Source organism: Ideonella flava (assembly GCF_051857595.1).
GTDB lineage: Bacteria > Pseudomonadota > Gammaproteobacteria > Burkholderiales > Burkholderiaceae_C > Ideonella.
In genome coordinates this window covers 503,559-519,469 of the sequence record NZ_JBPZHD010000002.1, presented here as the reverse complement: position 1 = coordinate 519,469, position 15,911 = coordinate 503,559, and the positions used below count along the sequence as shown (strand labels likewise).

General features: G+C 68.0%; 12 protein-coding genes and 1 pseudogene. 5 read left to right on the top strand and 8 right to left on the bottom strand.

Translation table 11 applies throughout. The annotated features are described in order from the left end of the window. Positions 1-7 precede the first annotated feature (7 nt). The 4 genes from ACS5PM_RS06065 to ACS5PM_RS06050 are packed head-to-tail and all read left to right on the top strand — an operon-like array spanning position 8 to position 5,010. Complete coding sequence (locus ACS5PM_RS06065; RefSeq protein WP_439386540.1) at positions 8-1,120, top strand: acyl-CoA dehydrogenase family protein; 1,113 nt, start codon at positions 8-10, stop codon at positions 1,118-1,120. Further along, entirely contained in the window at positions 1,120-2,772 is a 1,653-nt protein-coding gene (locus tag ACS5PM_RS06060) for an AMP-binding protein (protein WP_439386538.1), read from the top strand. Before ACS5PM_RS06065 ends, ACS5PM_RS06060 begins: the two co-directional genes overlap by 1 nt. After that, entirely contained in the window at positions 2,769-3,731 is a 963-nt protein-coding gene (locus ACS5PM_RS06055; RefSeq protein ID WP_439386536.1) for a PDR/VanB family oxidoreductase, read from the top strand. The genes ACS5PM_RS06060 and ACS5PM_RS06055 overlap by 4 nt, the downstream gene beginning before the upstream one ends. A gap of 19 nt (positions 3,732-3,750) precedes the next feature. Beyond that, a complete protein-coding gene (locus tag ACS5PM_RS06050; RefSeq protein WP_439386534.1) occupies positions 3,751-5,010 on the top strand; it encodes an aromatic ring-hydroxylating oxygenase subunit alpha in 1,260 nt (419 codons plus the stop codon). Positions 5,011-5,417: 407 nt separating this feature from the next. Here the strand turns inward: ACS5PM_RS06050 and ACS5PM_RS06045 are convergent, their stop codons facing one another. The 6 genes and pseudogenes from ACS5PM_RS06045 to ACS5PM_RS06020 all read right to left on the bottom strand — a co-directional run bounded on the left by ACS5PM_RS06045 (position 5,418) and on the right by ACS5PM_RS06020 (position 11,455). Continuing rightward, the gene (locus ACS5PM_RS06045; protein WP_439386532.1) at positions 5,418-5,852 is read right to left on the bottom strand and encodes a hypothetical protein; all 435 of its coding nucleotides are present in this window, start codon (positions 5,850-5,852) and stop codon (positions 5,418-5,420) included. Positions 5,853-5,862: 10 nt separating this feature from the next. Further along, positions 5,863-6,444, bottom strand: coding sequence for a hypothetical protein (locus ACS5PM_RS06040; protein WP_439386530.1), 582 nt, complete (start codon positions 6,442-6,444; stop codon positions 5,863-5,865). Between the two features lie 353 nt (positions 6,445-6,797). After that, a pseudogene (locus ACS5PM_RS06035) lies at positions 6,798-6,869 on the bottom strand (integrase); the annotation flags it as partial. A 459-nt stretch (positions 6,870-7,328) separates the two neighbouring features. Beyond that, positions 7,329-9,224: a hybrid sensor histidine kinase/response regulator gene (locus ACS5PM_RS06030; RefSeq protein ID WP_439386528.1), complete on the bottom strand. Its 1,896-nt coding sequence runs from the start codon at positions 9,222-9,224 to the stop codon at positions 7,329-7,331. Between the two features lie 405 nt (positions 9,225-9,629). Further along, positions 9,630-10,082 (bottom strand): DUF2703 domain-containing protein, encoded by a 453-nt coding sequence (locus ACS5PM_RS06025; RefSeq protein ID WP_439386526.1) that lies wholly within the window; start codon positions 10,080-10,082, stop codon positions 9,630-9,632. 245 nt (positions 10,083-10,327) lie between these two features. Beyond that, positions 10,328-11,455 (bottom strand): sensor histidine kinase, encoded by a 1,128-nt coding sequence (locus tag ACS5PM_RS06020; RefSeq protein WP_439386524.1) that lies wholly within the window; start codon positions 11,453-11,455, stop codon positions 10,328-10,330. A 227-nt stretch (positions 11,456-11,682) separates the two neighbouring features. Between ACS5PM_RS06020 and ACS5PM_RS06015 the strand changes: the two genes are divergently transcribed. After that, positions 11,683-12,096, top strand: coding sequence for a response regulator (locus ACS5PM_RS06015; protein WP_439386522.1), 414 nt, complete (start codon positions 11,683-11,685; stop codon positions 12,094-12,096). Positions 12,097-12,298: 202 nt separating this feature from the next. Here ACS5PM_RS06015 and ACS5PM_RS06010 read toward each other — a convergent pair whose 3' ends face one another. Together ACS5PM_RS06010 and ACS5PM_RS06005 are read right to left on the bottom strand one after the other, a co-directional pair. Then, the gene (locus ACS5PM_RS06010) at positions 12,299-13,561 is read right to left on the bottom strand and encodes a metallophosphoesterase family protein (RefSeq protein ID WP_439386520.1); all 1,263 of its coding nucleotides are present in this window, start codon (positions 13,559-13,561) and stop codon (positions 12,299-12,301) included. After that, positions 13,558-15,909 (bottom strand): CHAT domain-containing protein, encoded by a 2,352-nt coding sequence (locus ACS5PM_RS06005; RefSeq protein ID WP_439386518.1) that lies wholly within the window; start codon positions 15,907-15,909, stop codon positions 13,558-13,560. The genes ACS5PM_RS06010 and ACS5PM_RS06005 overlap by 4 nt, the downstream gene beginning before the upstream one ends. Between the last annotated feature and the right edge of the window lie 2 nt (positions 15,910-15,911).

The window sequence follows — 15,911 nt, the reverse complement described above, 5'->3', positions numbered from 1 at the left end:
CGCATCAATGACCACGGACCGAGACACCATCGAGATGCTGCGCGACAGCGTGGCGCGCTACGCGGCCGAGCATTACGGCTTCGCCCAGCGCGCGGCCTTCCTCGGCAGCACGAACGGCTTCAGCGCTCAAGCCTGGTCGCACTACGCCGGGTTCGGCTGGCTGGCGCTGCGCCTGCCCGAACACGAGGGTGGCATCGATGCCGACGCTGCGGCCATAGGCGCCGTGATGGAGCTCGTGGGCGAGCGGCTGCTGATGGAGCCGTGGCTCGCCAGCGCGGTGCTCGGCACCGGCCTCGTGCTTCGCAGCGCCAACGCCGCACAGCAGGCCCGCTTGCTCCCCGCCCTGGCCGAGGGCTCGCTGACGCTGGCCCATGCCTGCGAAGACGCGCCGGGCGGCGCCTGCGAGCTGCGCGGCCGGCGCCTCACCGGAGCCAAGGTCAACGTGCTGCACGGCGACGTGGCAGGAAGGCTGATCGTCAGCGCGCACGACGCCGATGCGGGCGGCGCTCCGGCGCTGTGCCTCGTCGCGCCCGACGCTGCCGGCGTTCAGCGCCGCGCCTATCGCCTGGTCGACGGCCGGGGTGCGGCCACGCTACTCTTCGACGATGCGCCGGTCGAGCGCCTGGAGGCGTCGGATGCCGCCGCCGCGATCGCGCACGCCCACGACGAAGCCGCGGTGGCGCTGTGCGCCGAAGGCCTGGGCGTGATCCGCAGACTGGTCGATGCCACCTGCGCCTACCTCAAGGTCCGCCAGCAGTTCGGCAAGCCGCTGGGCAGCAACCAGGCCCTGCAGCACCGCATGGTCGACCTGTTCCTGCTGCAGGAGGAGTCGCGCGCCCTGCTGCGCGCCGCGCAGCAGGCCATGGCCCTGCCGATGGCCGAGCGCGGCCGCCTCGTCAGCGGCGCACGGGCCTGGATCGCCGCGGCCGCCCGCCGGGTGGCCAACGAGGCCGTGCAGATGCACGGCGGCGTGGGCATCACCGAGGAGCTGGAGGTCAGCCACCACTTCCGCCGCGTGATGGTCATCAACGCCCTGTTCGGCGGGCGCGAGCCGCACTTGCGCCGCTTCACCGAACTGTCGCTGGCCTCGCCCGGGCTGGCCCTGGGTTCACCATGCTGATGAGCAGCCCACCCTGCACCGCGCCACGCTGGCCCAACCCGCAGACGGCCGCCGCCGTGGCGCGCTACCGCGACAGCGGGGCGTGGCTCGATCGCACGGTCGCCGAGCTGGCCGAGGCCATGGCCGAGCAGGAGCCTGGGCGCATCACGCACGTGTTCGAGGGCGAGGCCAGCCGTGTGGACGCGCTGCTGCGCGAGGCGTATGCCCTGGCCGGTGCGTTGCAGGCGCGCGGCCTCGTGGCCGGCGACGTGGTGGCCTTCCAGCTGCCGAACTGGCGCGAGGCCGTGGTGATCGATCTCGCGGCCGCGCTGCTGGGCCTGGTGGTCGCGCCCATCGTGCCGATCTACCGCGACGCCGAGGTGGCCTACATGCTGGCCGATGCGGGCGCCAAGGCCGTGTTCTTCACGGCCCAGCAGCGCGGCTTTGACCACGCCGCGATGATGCGGCGCCTCGCCCCCCAGCTGCCGGCCCTGCGCCTGGTCGCCTCGGTGCGCTCCCCCGACCCCCAGCTCGACGACAGCTATGAAGCCCTGGTGGGCGAGCAGCGCCGGCTGGCCGCGCGGCCGCGCGTCGATCCCGATGCCGTCAAGCTGCTGCTCTACACCTCGGGCACCACCGGCCGGCCCAAGGGGGTGCTGCACAGCCACAACACCACCCCCGTCACCCTGCGCCGGGCCTTCGCGCACTGGGGGCAGCGTCCGGGCGACACCGTGCTGATGGCCTCGCCCGTCACCCATGTCACCGGCTTCAGCTATGGCATCGAGCTGCCCTTCATCTGCGGCACGCGCACCGTCTTCATGGAGCGCTGGAATGCGGCCGAGGCGGTGCGGCTGATAGAGCGCGAGCAGGTCAGCGCCAGCATGGGTGCCACGCCCTTCCTGCAGGAGCTGCTGGACGAAGCCGGACGCCAGCGTACCGGCCTGCCCACGCTTCGGCTTTTCGCCTGCGGCGGCGCCGAGGTGCCGCCGGCCCTGATCCGCCGGGCTGCCGGCGTGTTGAGCAACGGCCGCGCGTTTCGCGTCTACGGCTCCAGCGAGGCGCCCCTGGTCACGCTGGGCTTCGTGGGCGAAGGCAGCCTGGACCTGGCGGCGCTCACCGACGGCGAGGTGGTGCACTACGAGGTCCGCATCAACAGCGACGACGGCGCCGCGCTGCCGCCGGACCGTGAAGGCGAGATCTGCGTGCGCGGCCCCGCCCTGGCCCTGGGCTACGCGGACCCTGCGCAATCGGCCGAGAGCTTCGATGACCAAGGCTTCTTCGCCACCGGCGACCTCGGCGTGCTGACGCCCGAGGGCGCGCTCATCGTCACCGGCCGCAAGAAGGACCTGATCAACCGCGGTGGCGAGAAGGTCAGCGCCAAGGAGATCGAGGACATCCTGCACCGCCACCCGGCCATCGCCGAGGCGGCGGTGGTGGCCATGCCGCACGAGCGCCTGGGCGAGACGGTCTGCGCCTATGCCGTGCTGCGGCCCGGTGCGGCCTTGAGCTTCGACCAGGTGCTGGCCTGCATGGCGGACGCGGGCGTGGCGAAGCAGAAGTACCCCGAGCGGCTGGTGCTCGTGCCGTCGCTGCCGCGCACCGCCTCCGGCAAGGTCCGCAAGGACCAGTTGCGTCTCGACATTCGCCAGCGGCTCGCCGCACCTGCGCCATGAGCGGAACGACCCTTCAGGTGCGCATCGCCCGCAAGACGATGGAGGCGGCCGACATCGCGCTGCTGGAGCTGGCGCCGCTCGCGGGCGATTCGCTGCCCCGCTTCGAAGCCGGCGCACACATCGACGTGGAACTGCCCCGCGGCCTGTTGCGCCAGTACTCGCTGTGCAACGACCCGGCCGAAACCCACCGCTACCTGATCGGCGTGCTGCGCGATCCGCGATCGCGCGGCGGCTCGGCGGCCGTGCACGACGAACTGGCCGAGGGCCAGGTCATCCGCATCGGCGCGCCCCGCAACCACTTTGCGCTGGTGCCGGCCCGGCGCACGCTGCTGCTGGCCGGCGGCATCGGCATCACGCCCCTGCTGTGCATGGCCGAGCGCCTGGCCGGCGCCGGCGCGGACTTCGCCCTGCACTACTGCACCCGCTCGGCCGCCCGCACGGCCTTCGTCCGGCGGATCCGGTCCGCGCCTTTTGCCGGCCAGGTTCACTTCCACCACGACGATGGACCCGCCGCGCAGCGACTGAACCTGCCGGCCGTGCTGGCCCCCGCCGACACCGGCACCCACGTCTACGTCTGCGGCCCCGGCGGCTTCATCGATGCCGTTTGCCGCAGCGCCCGCGAGCAAGGCTGGCCCGAGGCGCAGATCCACTTCGAGCGCTTCTCTGCGCCGGCCGCCGAAGGCAAGCTCGACCGGCCCTTCGAGCTGCACCTGGCGCGCAGTCGCCGCACGCTCACCGTGCCGGCCGGGCAGACCGTGGCGCAGGCGCTGCGCGCGCATGGCGTGCAGGTGCAGGTGTCTTGCGAGCAAGGCGTGTGCGGCACCTGCCTGACGCCTGTGCTCGAAGGCGAGCCGGAGCACCGCGACAGCTACCTCAGCGACGAAGAGAAGCGCTGCAACGACCAATTCACGCCCTGCTGCTCGCGCGCCCGCGGCGAGCGCCTGGTGCTGGATCTGTGAGACACGACCAGGAGCAGACATGAACCCCCAGACCGACACCCGTTCGCTGCCCCGCGAGGAGGCCGCCCGGCGCGAGGCGATGACCGAGAGACAAGCCTACGTCGACATCGTCAAGGCCGTGCTGGCCCACCTGGAGGCCGGCACCACCGACAGCGCGCCCGAGGTGCTGCGCGTGTCCACGGCGATCTACACCGACCCCGAGCTCTTCGAGCGCGAGAAAAAGACCATCTTCAGCGACAGCCCGCAGCTCGTGGGCTTCAGCAGCGAGTTGCCCGAGGCCGGCAGCTACAGCACCTTCGACGAGCTCGGCGTGCCAGTGCTGCTCACGCGCGACAAGGCGGGCCAGGTGCACGCCTTCCTCAACGCCTGCACCCACCGCGCCGCACGTCTCAAGGAAGGCAGCGGCAAGGCCGCGTCCATCACCTGCCCGTACCACGCCTGGGGCTTCGACCTGAAGGGCCAGCTGCGCAACGTCTACGAGGAAAAGAGCTTCGGCCCCATCGAGAAGCAGTTCTACGACCTGGTGCGGCTGCCGGTCGAAGAGAAGTACGGCCTGATCTTCGTCGGCCTGAAGCCCGGCCTGCGCTTCTCGATCGACGAGATCCTCGGCGACACCGCAGCCCTGTTCGCCGCCTGGAACCTGGGCCAGACGACGCTCGTCGGCACCCACGAGTGGAACCTGAAGTCCAACTGGAAGCTCGCGCTCGACACCTTCTGCGAGGGCTACCACTTCACGCCGCTGCACAAGGCCTCGCTGGGCGATGTGTCCATCGGCAATCTCTCGCTGGTGCACTTCTTCGGGCCCGACCGGCGCAACCACCGCGTCGCCTTCCCCAACCTGACCATCAAGCGGCTGAAGGAGGTGCCCGAGGCCGACTGGGGCGACGACCTCTTCAACGAGTTCCAGCTCGTGCACTTCATCTACCCCAACATCTCGCTGCTGGTGTCGCCCGCGGCGGTGGAGCTCTTCCAGCTCTACCCGGGCAAGGAGGTGGGCGAGCACCTGACCCGCTACCGCTGCTTCTGGCGCAGCACCCAGCCCGAAGCGGGCTGGGGTGTGAACAGCCCGCAGCAGCACTTCGAGTTCGTGCGCGAGATCGTCGACAAGGAGGACTACTGGGTCAGCGCCAACGTGATGAAGAGCCTGAACGGCAAGCTGCGCAGCTTCAACACCTTCGGGCGCAACGAGCCGGCGCTGCACAACATGCACAAGGCCTTCGCGCGCGGCGTCGGCCAGGCGCTGGAGCAGGCGCCGCTGGTGCGCGATGGGATGGCGTGAACCATCAGCAGGCGGCGCAGGTGCGTCCCATTCGACGCTGGCAGCCACCGTGCAGCCGCCGGCGATGCCGGGCGCCAGTACATCGACGCAGCGCGGCCGCTCGACGCCTTTAACCGCTTCGTCGCTCTGGCGACGCAGCCTGACAGCGGCCCCGGGCCCCGGGCCCCGGCGTCGTCGCGAGCGACTGCTCTCGCCGAGTATGACCGGCAGGAGTCGACCCTGAGCCGACCTTCAACGCGTGGAGTTCGCCGGCACAAAACAGTCGTTCACCAAACAGGCCGGTCTGGTATTCATCGACAGCCACCTGGAGAGCGCAGATCGCCTCCCCTTGTGTCGCGTCAGCGTGCACGTCGATGCCCCCGTCCTCGGAGATGGCCAACAACAAGGCTTGGTAGCCTGGCCAGCGATCACGCTTTCTCGCGCCTGATGCACCATGCCAGCAGTCGCGAGGCGCCGTAGCCACCGGCTACCATGCAGATGAACTGGAATACGAGAACAAAGACGGTATAGGGCTGCTCAAAGCGGGCCGGGCTCATCGCAACATAGCCAGCGAAGATGGTCGACGCCACTCCAGTCACCCAGCGCATGGGCCTTGGTGAGTCGAATGCCGGATATGACAGGGCTCCGAGGATGCCGCAGAAGACCAAGAGCGACAGCACCTTGGGTGAAGAGCAATAAAGCGGGTCGTCGTAGCCCTTGCAATCTGACCAGAGGCCGGTCGCCTCCAGGGTTTGCCTCACCAAGTCGATCGGCGCCGAGTCGAAGGACATTCCCGAGAGCAGGAGCGAGAACCAAAGCAACACCCAGGCAACCAGCATGATGATGTTGCGGTAGGTGCGCATGCCAGGCTCCTCATGGCCCGATCACCTTGTGCGTGAGCGCGAAGAATTGGGACAACGCGCTTATGTAGACCGCCAGGCACACCGCTGCGACTCCGATAAAACCGGCAGCAGCCCGGCGGCTGCGCGGCCAGAGAATAACCAGCGGAAAACTCAAGCTTAAGCCGACAACAAGGAGACGGAAGTGTGTCGAGATCGGGATGAAGGATTCCCGGAACCAGGCCCCAAAATTCGAGCTCGAGCGAAAGAGCTCCTGGCCGTCGGGCGCCAAGCTTGAACGCAAGGCGTCCTCATAGACCTTGAGCTCTCCGATTGCGTAGAACACGATCGCCTGTTTCATGAGGTCACGGGTGGCGATGATCGCGAGCACGACGAACATCGTGCTGAAGCCCAGGCACAGAATGAAGGGCGACGTCGAGGTGTCCTTGGTCGATGTCAGTCGGTCGGTTATGGGCTTCCAGGCCAACATGGCGCCGAAGACGGAAAGCGTGGCGAAGTCCGTGAACGAGCCGTTAACGACGGCGTCGATTCCGCCTTGAAGGCGCTCGTATTCCTTGTAGACGACGTCCTTGATCAGGTCGGCTTTATCTGACACCGAGGCTCCCTTGTCGAGGTGCGCCTCAGATGCTACACGGCCGAGCGTTCTACCGGCAACGCGCCGGGGACTTCTCAGCGCAGCCAACGGTGCGAGAAGTGCTACTTCACTGCGCCGAAGCGTTGCTCGCCCGCAAAAGGGGCCGCACCTCATGGCGAGGTTCATACAGATGTCTTCGACAACGTCAAACGCTTCCACTCAACGCTACTTGACGCTGAATCGGATGGCACGGAAGCAGCCAGTCACCGGCGACTGTTCATGGCCGGGTCCGTAACTTTGCGGCGCTGCCCTGAAGCTGCCCTTGAGGACCGCCGACGGCGTGCGGACCGAGGCGCCACCGAGTCAGGCCGAGTTCAGATCTCTGTTTGCTCGGAGATCTCCAGAGCGTCGTCGACTTCGATGCCAAGGTAGCGGACGGTCGAACCGAACCTATGGCCTTCAGTCATAGGTTGGACCATTCTCCGGCGCGCGGACTGTTCGTGCAGACCGAGGTCGGACCTCTCGTGCGATTTGCGGTGGCGCTGGAAGGCATGGCCGGGGCATAACGGCCGAAGCGGTTGGCATTCCGCTCCCGGGCCTCGACGCCTGCCTTCGAGCATCGACACCTCAAGTCGTCCAATGCGGTTGTCGCGCGCCTCGCTTCCGCTTCCGTACGAGCGATAGCGCCTGGGCCAGCTGCCTGTGCCGGCGGCATCGCCATTCAAGTCACCAAGCCGGTCGAGATCGAACAGCTCGCCGCAGAGCAGACGAGGCTGCAGGGCGCTGCAGCGGGCGTTGGTGGCTGGTTGAGGTCCTGGCGAATGACGGCCACGCGAGGGCAGCAACTGCGCGCCGGTTCGTCCGGCGGCTCATCTGACGGCTTGAGGCGGCGTTACCCGGCGCGATCAGCCAGGAGCCGCGGGGTGCAGCACCCGCTGCAGCATCGGCCCAAGCTCTTCGGCGAGGTCCTGCTTTTGCAGCAGCGCCGGCACGCCGGCCAGCGCGGCTTCGCGCTCGAGTTGCGGGGTGATGTTGCCCGAGGCGATGACGACCGGGAGGCCAGGGCGGATACGGCCCAGCGCGCGCGCCACCTCAAGCCCCGAGATGACGGGCATGTTGAAGTCGGTCACCACCACATCGATCGCGGCCGGATCGCTGCCCACCAGCTCCAGCGCCTGCTGCGCGTCGTTGCAGGTGCACACGCGGTAGCCGAGCCGGCGCAGCATCGCCTCGACCATCATCACGATCACGTCGTCGTCGTCCACGTACAAGATGCGTTCGCCTTGCGCGTGGGCGGCTTCGCGCAGCGCGGTCGGTTCGCCGGCGGCGGCGGGCGTCTCGCACGCGGGAAGGTACACATGGAAGGTGCTGCCCGCCCCGGGGCTGCTGTCGACGAGGATGCAGCCTCCGTGCTCGGCGACGATGCCGCGCGTCACCGACAGGCCCAGCCCGGTGCCGGACCCGGGGGCCTTGGTGGTGAAGAAGGGCTCGAAGATGCGCGCGCGGGTCGTTTCGTCCATGCCCATGCCATCGTCGCGCACCCAGAGATGGGCGTGTCCTTCCGACGCCTGGCATCCCAGCCGCTGCGCATGCGCCGCGTCGAGCAGTACCGGTTCGATCCCCACCTCGATGCGCCCCGTGCGATCGGGCAGGGCCTGCCAGGCGTTGGTGACGAGGTTCATCACCACCTGGGCAACCTGCGTGGGGTCGACGACGGCGTGCACCGGCTGCGGGTGAAGCACCAGGGCGAGCTGCGCACTGGAGGGCAGGGTCGTGCGCAACATGTCCACGGCATCGCGCGCCAGCGGCCCCAGGGCCGTTTGCACCAGCCGCTTGGGCTGGCGACGCGCGAATGCCAGGATCTGCTGCACCAGCTTGCGACCGCGCAAGCCCGACTTCTCGATCTGTTGCAGGCGGGCGCATGCCGGATGCGCGGGGTCCAGGTCTTCCAGGGCCAGCGAAACATTGCCCAGGATTCCGGCGAGCACGTTGTTGAAGTCGTGCGCGATGCCACCGGCCAGCGTGCCGATGGCCTCCATCTTCTGCGATTCGCGCAGCAGATCCTCGGCCTGCTTGCGGCGCGTGACGTCGCGGCTCACGCTCAGCACACAGGGCCGCCCGCCGTAGGGCACCAGCGTGCCCCAGGCCTCGAGCCAATGCCACCGGCCATCGAGGTGCTGATAGCGAAAGGTGGTGTAGCGCGGCGTGCCGTGCACCACTTCCTCCCAGGCGCGCCGGCCCATCGCCTGGTCCTCCGGGTGGAAGCGCTCGAACAGCAGTTCCATCGACTCCGCAGGCGAGCGGCCCATCAGGCGCGCGAACGACGGGCTGCCGTAGATGGGCGTGCCGTCGATCTCGCGCAGCGTGATCAGGTCGTTGGAGTTCTCGGCCAGCAGCCGGTGCAGTTCTTCGCTGGTGCGCAGGGCTTCGACCGTGCCTCGCGCCTCGGTGACGTCCCGCACGACGCCCAGCAGCGCGAGCAGCCGCCCCGCGGCGTCACACATCGGCGCAGCGTGGAGCTCCAGCCAGCGTGCGGGGCCGCCAGGGGCGCCGAGTTCGAACTGCAGCGCACCCGTGTCACCGTTGAACACGCGGTGGATCAGGTGTCGCAGCGCATTTCGATGGGGCTGCGTCAGGCCAGGAAGCAGGTTGTGGCCCACGCCGGTGGGGGCCTGCAGCGCATTGGCCAGCACCGCCAGCGAAGCGCGGTTGAGCGCTAGCACCACACCGTCACGATCGAGCAGCACCACCCCCTGCGGCAGGTTCTCGTAGATCAAACGGTAAGCCTGGTTCGGATCCATGGTGCACGACCGATCGTGGCATTTCAGTCGACCCTGACGCAGGCTGGCGCTGCTGTAGGAGGAGGCGGGCAACCGGCGTGCCCACTTCGGGGCCTGGGCGGGCGCTTGGCCGGCCATTGCACTGCATCTGCGAAGCGCTTTCAGCCGCGCCGCAAAGCCCGCGATGCAAAGCGATCGATGTCAGCGCCCTGCGCGACCAAACGCTTTCGCGTCAGCTGGCCGTGCAGGCGACGGCCTCGATCGTGCGCGATCCGGTGCGCGCGTTGCTGCTGGCGGCGCAATCGCACGCGGTTGCGCGCACCCCGTTGGTCGTGGTTGGCCAAGGGGGGCGAGAAGATGTTGGCGCCGCAGGAGGTGGTGCAAGGATGCCGGTGATGAGCGCGCAGGGTTGGGGTGCCAAGCGCATCAGCCGGGAGCTGGGATGCAGCCGCAACTCGTCGAGCAGGACGAGGATGCGGATAGGGTGGCGCCAGGGGCGATCAACTGCGATGCCGCGATGATGGCTGCCTTGACGATCAGGTCCTCCGGGATGGTCTCGTAGGTCTGGCCGTGGAGTTCCATCGTGCGGCAAGGTAGGTCGCCGCAGACCTCGCAGCACGGGCTGGTGCCCGCCTGCGCGCCCAGCCATTCCTCCATGGGCTTGCCACCGATCCAGATGCGGTTGGACTCGGCCGGCGCCGCGCGAAAGGTGGCGTCGTCTATGGCTCGAGTTTCCAGCACGGGGTAAATGCCCAGCGGCTGCAGTGCAGATTCGAGCTTGGACACGGCGGCCGCGACGTTGCGCTCGGTCGAGCCGCAGCGCGGACAGGTCTCGCCTTGGTCAACGAGTCGCTTCCAGAGAATGGGCAGGGGCTTCATGCGCACTCCTCGTTCGTCGTGGTTCAGATCGCCTCGATCACGAACGGGATTTCAAAGCATCGAATACGAAGGACCGAAACAGGATACGACCACGTCTGCCGCAGCGACTGACCTTGATCAAGTGTGCGCTGCATGGCACGGTGCGAGGCCGCGGGGGCGCGATACGAGGCGGCCGAGTTCGCTTTCCCCGCCACTGATGCGCGGATGGAGCATCTGGATTGCGCTGAAGGGAGTCACGCGGCTCGCTACAGCGAGTAGCGCGGAAGGCTGATCGTGAATACGCAACCGATGCCCGGCACGTCGCGCGCCGTCAGACTCCCGCGGTCGGCTTCGACGGTTCGCCTGGCGATAGAAAGGCCGAGCCCCAACCCACTTCTGTCGACATTGCCCTGCGTAAAGGGCTTGAACATCTTCTCGGCGAATCCCGGGGGAAGTCCGCCGCAGTGGTCCTTGACGTCGATCAAAACGCGGTCTCCTTCGCCGTAGGCGTGCAACGTGACCTCTGTATGGGGGTGAGTGAACTTGAACGCGTTCTGAAGCAGATTCACCAGAGCCGCCAATAGATGGTCTCGATTTCCCGCGATTCCTATGCTGCTGTCCACTTCAGGCACCGCGAAGGCGCAGCCTTTCGCAGTAGCGCCCAGCGACGCGATGCTCCTCGCGTCCGCGATGAACTCAGCAAGCGAGAACGCATGGGTTTGGTCTGTCGCGCCGGCCTTGGCCCGCACTTCCCCTAGTGAGCGTTCGAGTAGACCTGACAGCGAAACCAGGCTGCGCTTGACCAGCGCTCCCGTGGAGCCACCAATGGGCACCGCTCCTGACTCCAGGGCAGCGAACCCCATCATCGCCGGTTGCAGGAAATTCCTGAGCTCGTGAACCAGGACCCCCAGACGCTCGTTTTCATCGGCCGAATGCCGAAGCGAAGCAGTGGTGTCGCGCTGGGCACTGAACTCGGTCACCGCGTCGGCGATTGCATTGTCGAGGCACCGGTTGAGCGTTCGGAATTGATCGACGGAGAACGGGGCGTCGCGCTCCACGGCCAGGTCCGTGATGGCTTGACAGAGATCCCCATAGTCATGAACGACCTGGTCCACGGTGTAGCCGAGCTTCATGAGCTCCTTGCCATGCGCGGTCGCGCTCACGCCGATTTCGGACAACGCGATCTTGTCTCCGCCTGCTGGTCCGGAAATCCGCTCGCCTCCTGCGATGTCGCCCTCTTCCTCTGCCTCAAGCGTGCTCGTCAGTTGCTGCAGGAACAACGGGATGCCGTTGGCCAACTGTTCAGCCGTGGCGGCCCGCTTGGGTCGCTGCGCCACCTTTGCCTTGCACCGAGCTATGAGCTCGTCGCGGTTGTTCGCCAGAAAACTGTGCATTCAGGGCACCCTTGTCAAAGGCTCGCCGCCCGGTGCGAGAAGAGCGTTCGCAGGCTGTTCCAGCCACGGCGCAGCGGCCGTGAACAACACCGCCGCAGTATCCTCCTCCACGACATTCGCAGAATGTGCTCTACCGTACAGAGCAGGGGTTTTGAGTGCCAGTCGGCATGATGGTTGCCCGGGGACTTCATAACGCAACCTACTTTGCTCGCCCCGTGCGAGTCCCAATGGCCGAAAATGTCACGACGCACCGGGCAGCTCCTCAGCTACGAGTGCTTGTTGTTGACGACAACGTGGATGGTGCCGAAGCACTGTGCGCGCTCTTGGCAGCGATGGGATGCGCGACGGCCATCGCATTTGACGGTGCGCAGGGGCTGACCACCGCGGCTGGGTTCGATCCCCATGTGGCGTTGATCGACCTCGAGATGCCGGACATGAACGGCTGCGATATGGCGCGACATTTCCGAGCGGGCCAGGTGCGCAGTTCCGCAAGGCTTGTCTGTCTGACCGGTCGAGGTCAGCCGGAAGACAGTCGGCTTTGCATCGAAGCGGGGTTCGACGACTTCTTCACCAAGCCGATGCTGCCGGAGACACTTGCTGAACTTGTGTCTGTGGCGAACGCAGCACTTGGGCGCCGATAGACGGCTGGCCTCCTACGGGGGCCCGCAGATGCCCGGGATGCACCGCAGAGCAGCACCAGGAAGATCCGCCCTACCCCTGCGCGGCCGTCTGCGTTGCCAGCGATGCGCGCCCAATGGTTCCCATTGAAGTCGCCTCTGTTGACCCTCGTCAGTGATGGGGTCGACGGACCACCGGCCCCACCGTCGGCGCTGCGGCTGCACCTCAGATGCGCAGCAGCCGCACCTGAGCGGAGTGGGGCGGATTGGGCCTGATCTCGACCGCCCGCCGATCGGTCACCCAATACCGGTCGTCGCCGAGGAGTTCGAGCGACAGGCCGCCTTCCGCCCGCAGCTTGGCCTGGACGGTGTCGGCACGAAGATCAAGCGACGGGATCCACGTTCCCGGATTGAACAGCGTGCCCTGCAACTCGCCGTCGACGACATCGTGGGTGTGCCCGAAGACGACGTGGGTCACGCCGGCCTCGCTCATGCGGTCCCGTGCGGCGCGGTGCTCGCGATCGTCGCGGAACAAGCCCAGCGTCGCGCCGGGGCCGCCGGGCAGTTGGCCGGCGACCCCCAGCGGCGCACTCGGACCGGCCAGGATCGCGCGTTCATCCGGGCTGAGGGTAGCCGCGGCGGTGATGATCTCGGCCTCGAACTCGGCATCTTCGCGCCGGCGCGTCTCGAGCATCGTCTGCCATTCGCGATCGTCGATGCCGTCGACGACCTTGTCGACGGTGCTCTCGTCGCCGAGCAATGCGGAAGACAACCCGCTCCACGGCACGCCTCGCCGCTTGAGGAACAGCACCAGCCGGACGAGTTCGCGCCCACCGATCCAGCGCTGGCGCAGGCCGTGAAACGCGACCGTCGCCGTGGGTTTCGCGTTGTCGGCGAACGGGAACTCGCGCTCGAGCCCGTTGTAGAACTCCAGCATGAAGTCGGTGCCCCAGACCCGCTCGAGATACTCGACCTCCTGCTGGCCGGGCGCCGCCCACCGGTGCTTCCAGACCTCGGGGGCCTCGAGCGCGTTCTCGGGCGTGAACTCGTGGCCATGCTCGATGTGAACGCCATGCCAACGCGACGAGCGCAGCTCGAAACGTACCCGGCCGCCGCCGAGCCGCTGTGACAGGCGCCGCTGCACCGCCGGCCAGCCCAGGTCGAGGTCGTGGTTGCCGATGTGGATCACGAGCTCGCCGGTCTGGGCGAAGCGCGCCAGCGCGTCGAAGCAGGCGCCATGGGCCCGGCAGGCGTGTTCGAGCTTCTCGAGCGACGCGCTTTCGGGCCACAGCAGGTGGCGCGGCGCGGGCACGTCGTAAGGCGGAATCTGCGCGAAGTCGATGAAGTCGCCGTTGATGAACAGGGTCGCGTCCGGCCCGCGCACCCCGTCGACGAAGCGGACGAAAGCCTCGTCCTGGAAGAAGTCCTCGAGCTTCGGGTCGGCGTCGCCGCCGCCGATGTGCAGGTCGCTGATGACGTAGCCGATCATGGTGTTGTCTCCTCGGTGACGACGATGTCGCTGCGGCCGTAGATCGCGTAGATGAGCGCGAAGGGGTTGCCGGCGGCCATGAACTCGTCGCTGGTCGCGGCGAGGGCCTGGCCCACGCTGGCACCGGGCGCCAGCAGGAACCGGCGCAGGAAGCGCCGCGAGAACTCGTCGGCGAACACGGTCGGCACCTTCCAGTCGCTGCCGATCAGGCCACGGGCGTCGTACCCGCGGATGAACTGCGTCAAGAAGGGGCTTTGAAACTCGCGATCACCCTCGGCAGTCGAGCATGCATTCAGGAAGACGAGCGGCTGGCCGGCGAGCGGCGCGTCGCGCTTGTCGGCGAGCCAGTTGATGTCGATGCGCAGTCGTTCGTCGGCGTCGAGATCGAGCCAGGTGCCGGCGTCCGAGGCTTCGCGCGACTGGAAGTACCGCTCGTCCATGGTGTGGGCCGAGTTGGCGTGGCAGAAGAAGTAGACGAGTCGGCTCTCGCCCCGGTCGGCCACGAGCCAGCGCTGGAAATCGTCGCGCGTCGTCACCAAGGGCCGGCTTGCCAGCGCACCTTGTGCAAGCTGCTCGAAGAACTCGACCTGACGGGCGGCCGCGACCACGCGCTGTTGATCGTCCAGGTGGCCGTTCACGCAGGCGACGAGCTGTGCGCCGGGCTCGTCGGTGCTGCACAGCGAACGACCCGGCACCTTGCCGAGCACGGCCGGCGCGATGCGCTCGATCAGGAAGCGCTGGCCCCAAAAGCCGGCCGTGTCGACCGGCCCGTCGTCGGGCAGCGGCCGGTCGTAGACGAGCCCCCACGGCAGCGGCAGCCGCTCGGCCGAGATCGTCATCAGCGGGCGCTGGCCCGCATCGCCATGGACCTGCGCGATGCTGTCGGCCACGCGCCGCAGGTCCTCGATCCCTCGCGTGGTTGGCCGCCCGAACAGCGCGCGGTGAATCTCGACGCCGATCCGCGCGAACGCACGCAGCGCATCGGGCACTGCAGTGCTCAGCTCGCCGCCTTCGGCGCGGCCGTACTGATCCGACAGCGCTACCAGCCGCCGACGCCACTCGATCGTCTTGTGGGCCAGGTCGGCGCGGTTGATGGCCGGCTTCGCCGGGGCCAGCGCGCGGCGGCCGTCGACCGTGAGCTCGATGGGATATTCCTGGTCGTAGCTGCCGAATTCCAGAGCGATGCGGGGGGCCGGCAAGGTGATCAGGTTGCGACCGTCGATCGCCGTCGCGACGGCCGGCGCGTCCGCGGGCGTCGCGGCCGGTGCTGCAGCCCCGAACGTCGCCGATGCCGTCGCCATCGCTGTCGCCGCAGGCGCCGCCAGCTCCGCCGTCAACGCCATGTCCTGGCGCAGCGTCGGGCGGCCGTTCAAGTAGAGCGTCACGTGCAGCGCCACCCTCCCGGGGGCATCCGCCTGCATCAGGAACACGAACGCCGCCGGCGTGTCGGCCTGGAAGCGCAGTTCCGGGCTCACGATGGAGCTTGCGAGCGCGTCCGCGCCGCCCTTGGGTCGTACTTGCGCGCCCTCGATCGTCACCTTGAACCGGATCACCGCGTTCGCGAGCATCTCGGGCGAGATGCCGATCGAGGCCAGCTCGCCCGGGTCGCCCGCGATGCCGATCGACGTCCTCAGTTCGACCGCCCGTGCGACAGCGAACGTGCGCGTTCGAGCCGTCTCGACAGGCTCGACGATCGACGTCACCCACGGCACCGTCATGTCCTCAGCCCAGCCCAGGGGCTCGTCGAGCTGTGCCAGCCCCAGCTGCGGAGGCCCGCTGCCCAGGTTGGACTTGACCGTACGGATCTCGTCGAGCAGGACCGCGACGGGGGTCATGCGCCCGAATGAGAGGGCCTGGACCTGCGAGACATCCACGCCCGCTTCGGCCGGGCCCCTCCCGCGCGAAGTCGAAGGGCCGCGCCGGATCACGATCGAGGGCGCGGAGATGGAGCCGCGCACGACGAAGTAACGATGGTCCGCGCGGTAGATCGGCTGGACCTTCTCGAGCAGCTCGGACAGACGGGCTTCGAGGTCCTCCTCGTCGATCGTCTCGGCTTCGCTGTCGGGCAGTTCGAGCGTGAAGAGACAGGGGCTGTCGGCCCCGCCGGCGGGCCGGTCGAGCCCGAGCATCCGATGGCAGGCGCCAACGGAGGCGTGCACCGGCACCGCGTTCACCCCTCCCGAGTTCGCCACCTTCATCGCCAGGCGGCCGACGACTGACGACTTGCCGTTGCCGTCGACGGCGAATACCGTGCCGGGCATCGCCCGCTGCGCGACCGAGGGCGCGAGCCGCCAGGCTGGCTCGCCGGTGCTGGCGTCGGTGCGCGCGCCCTTCTTGATCTCGAACATGC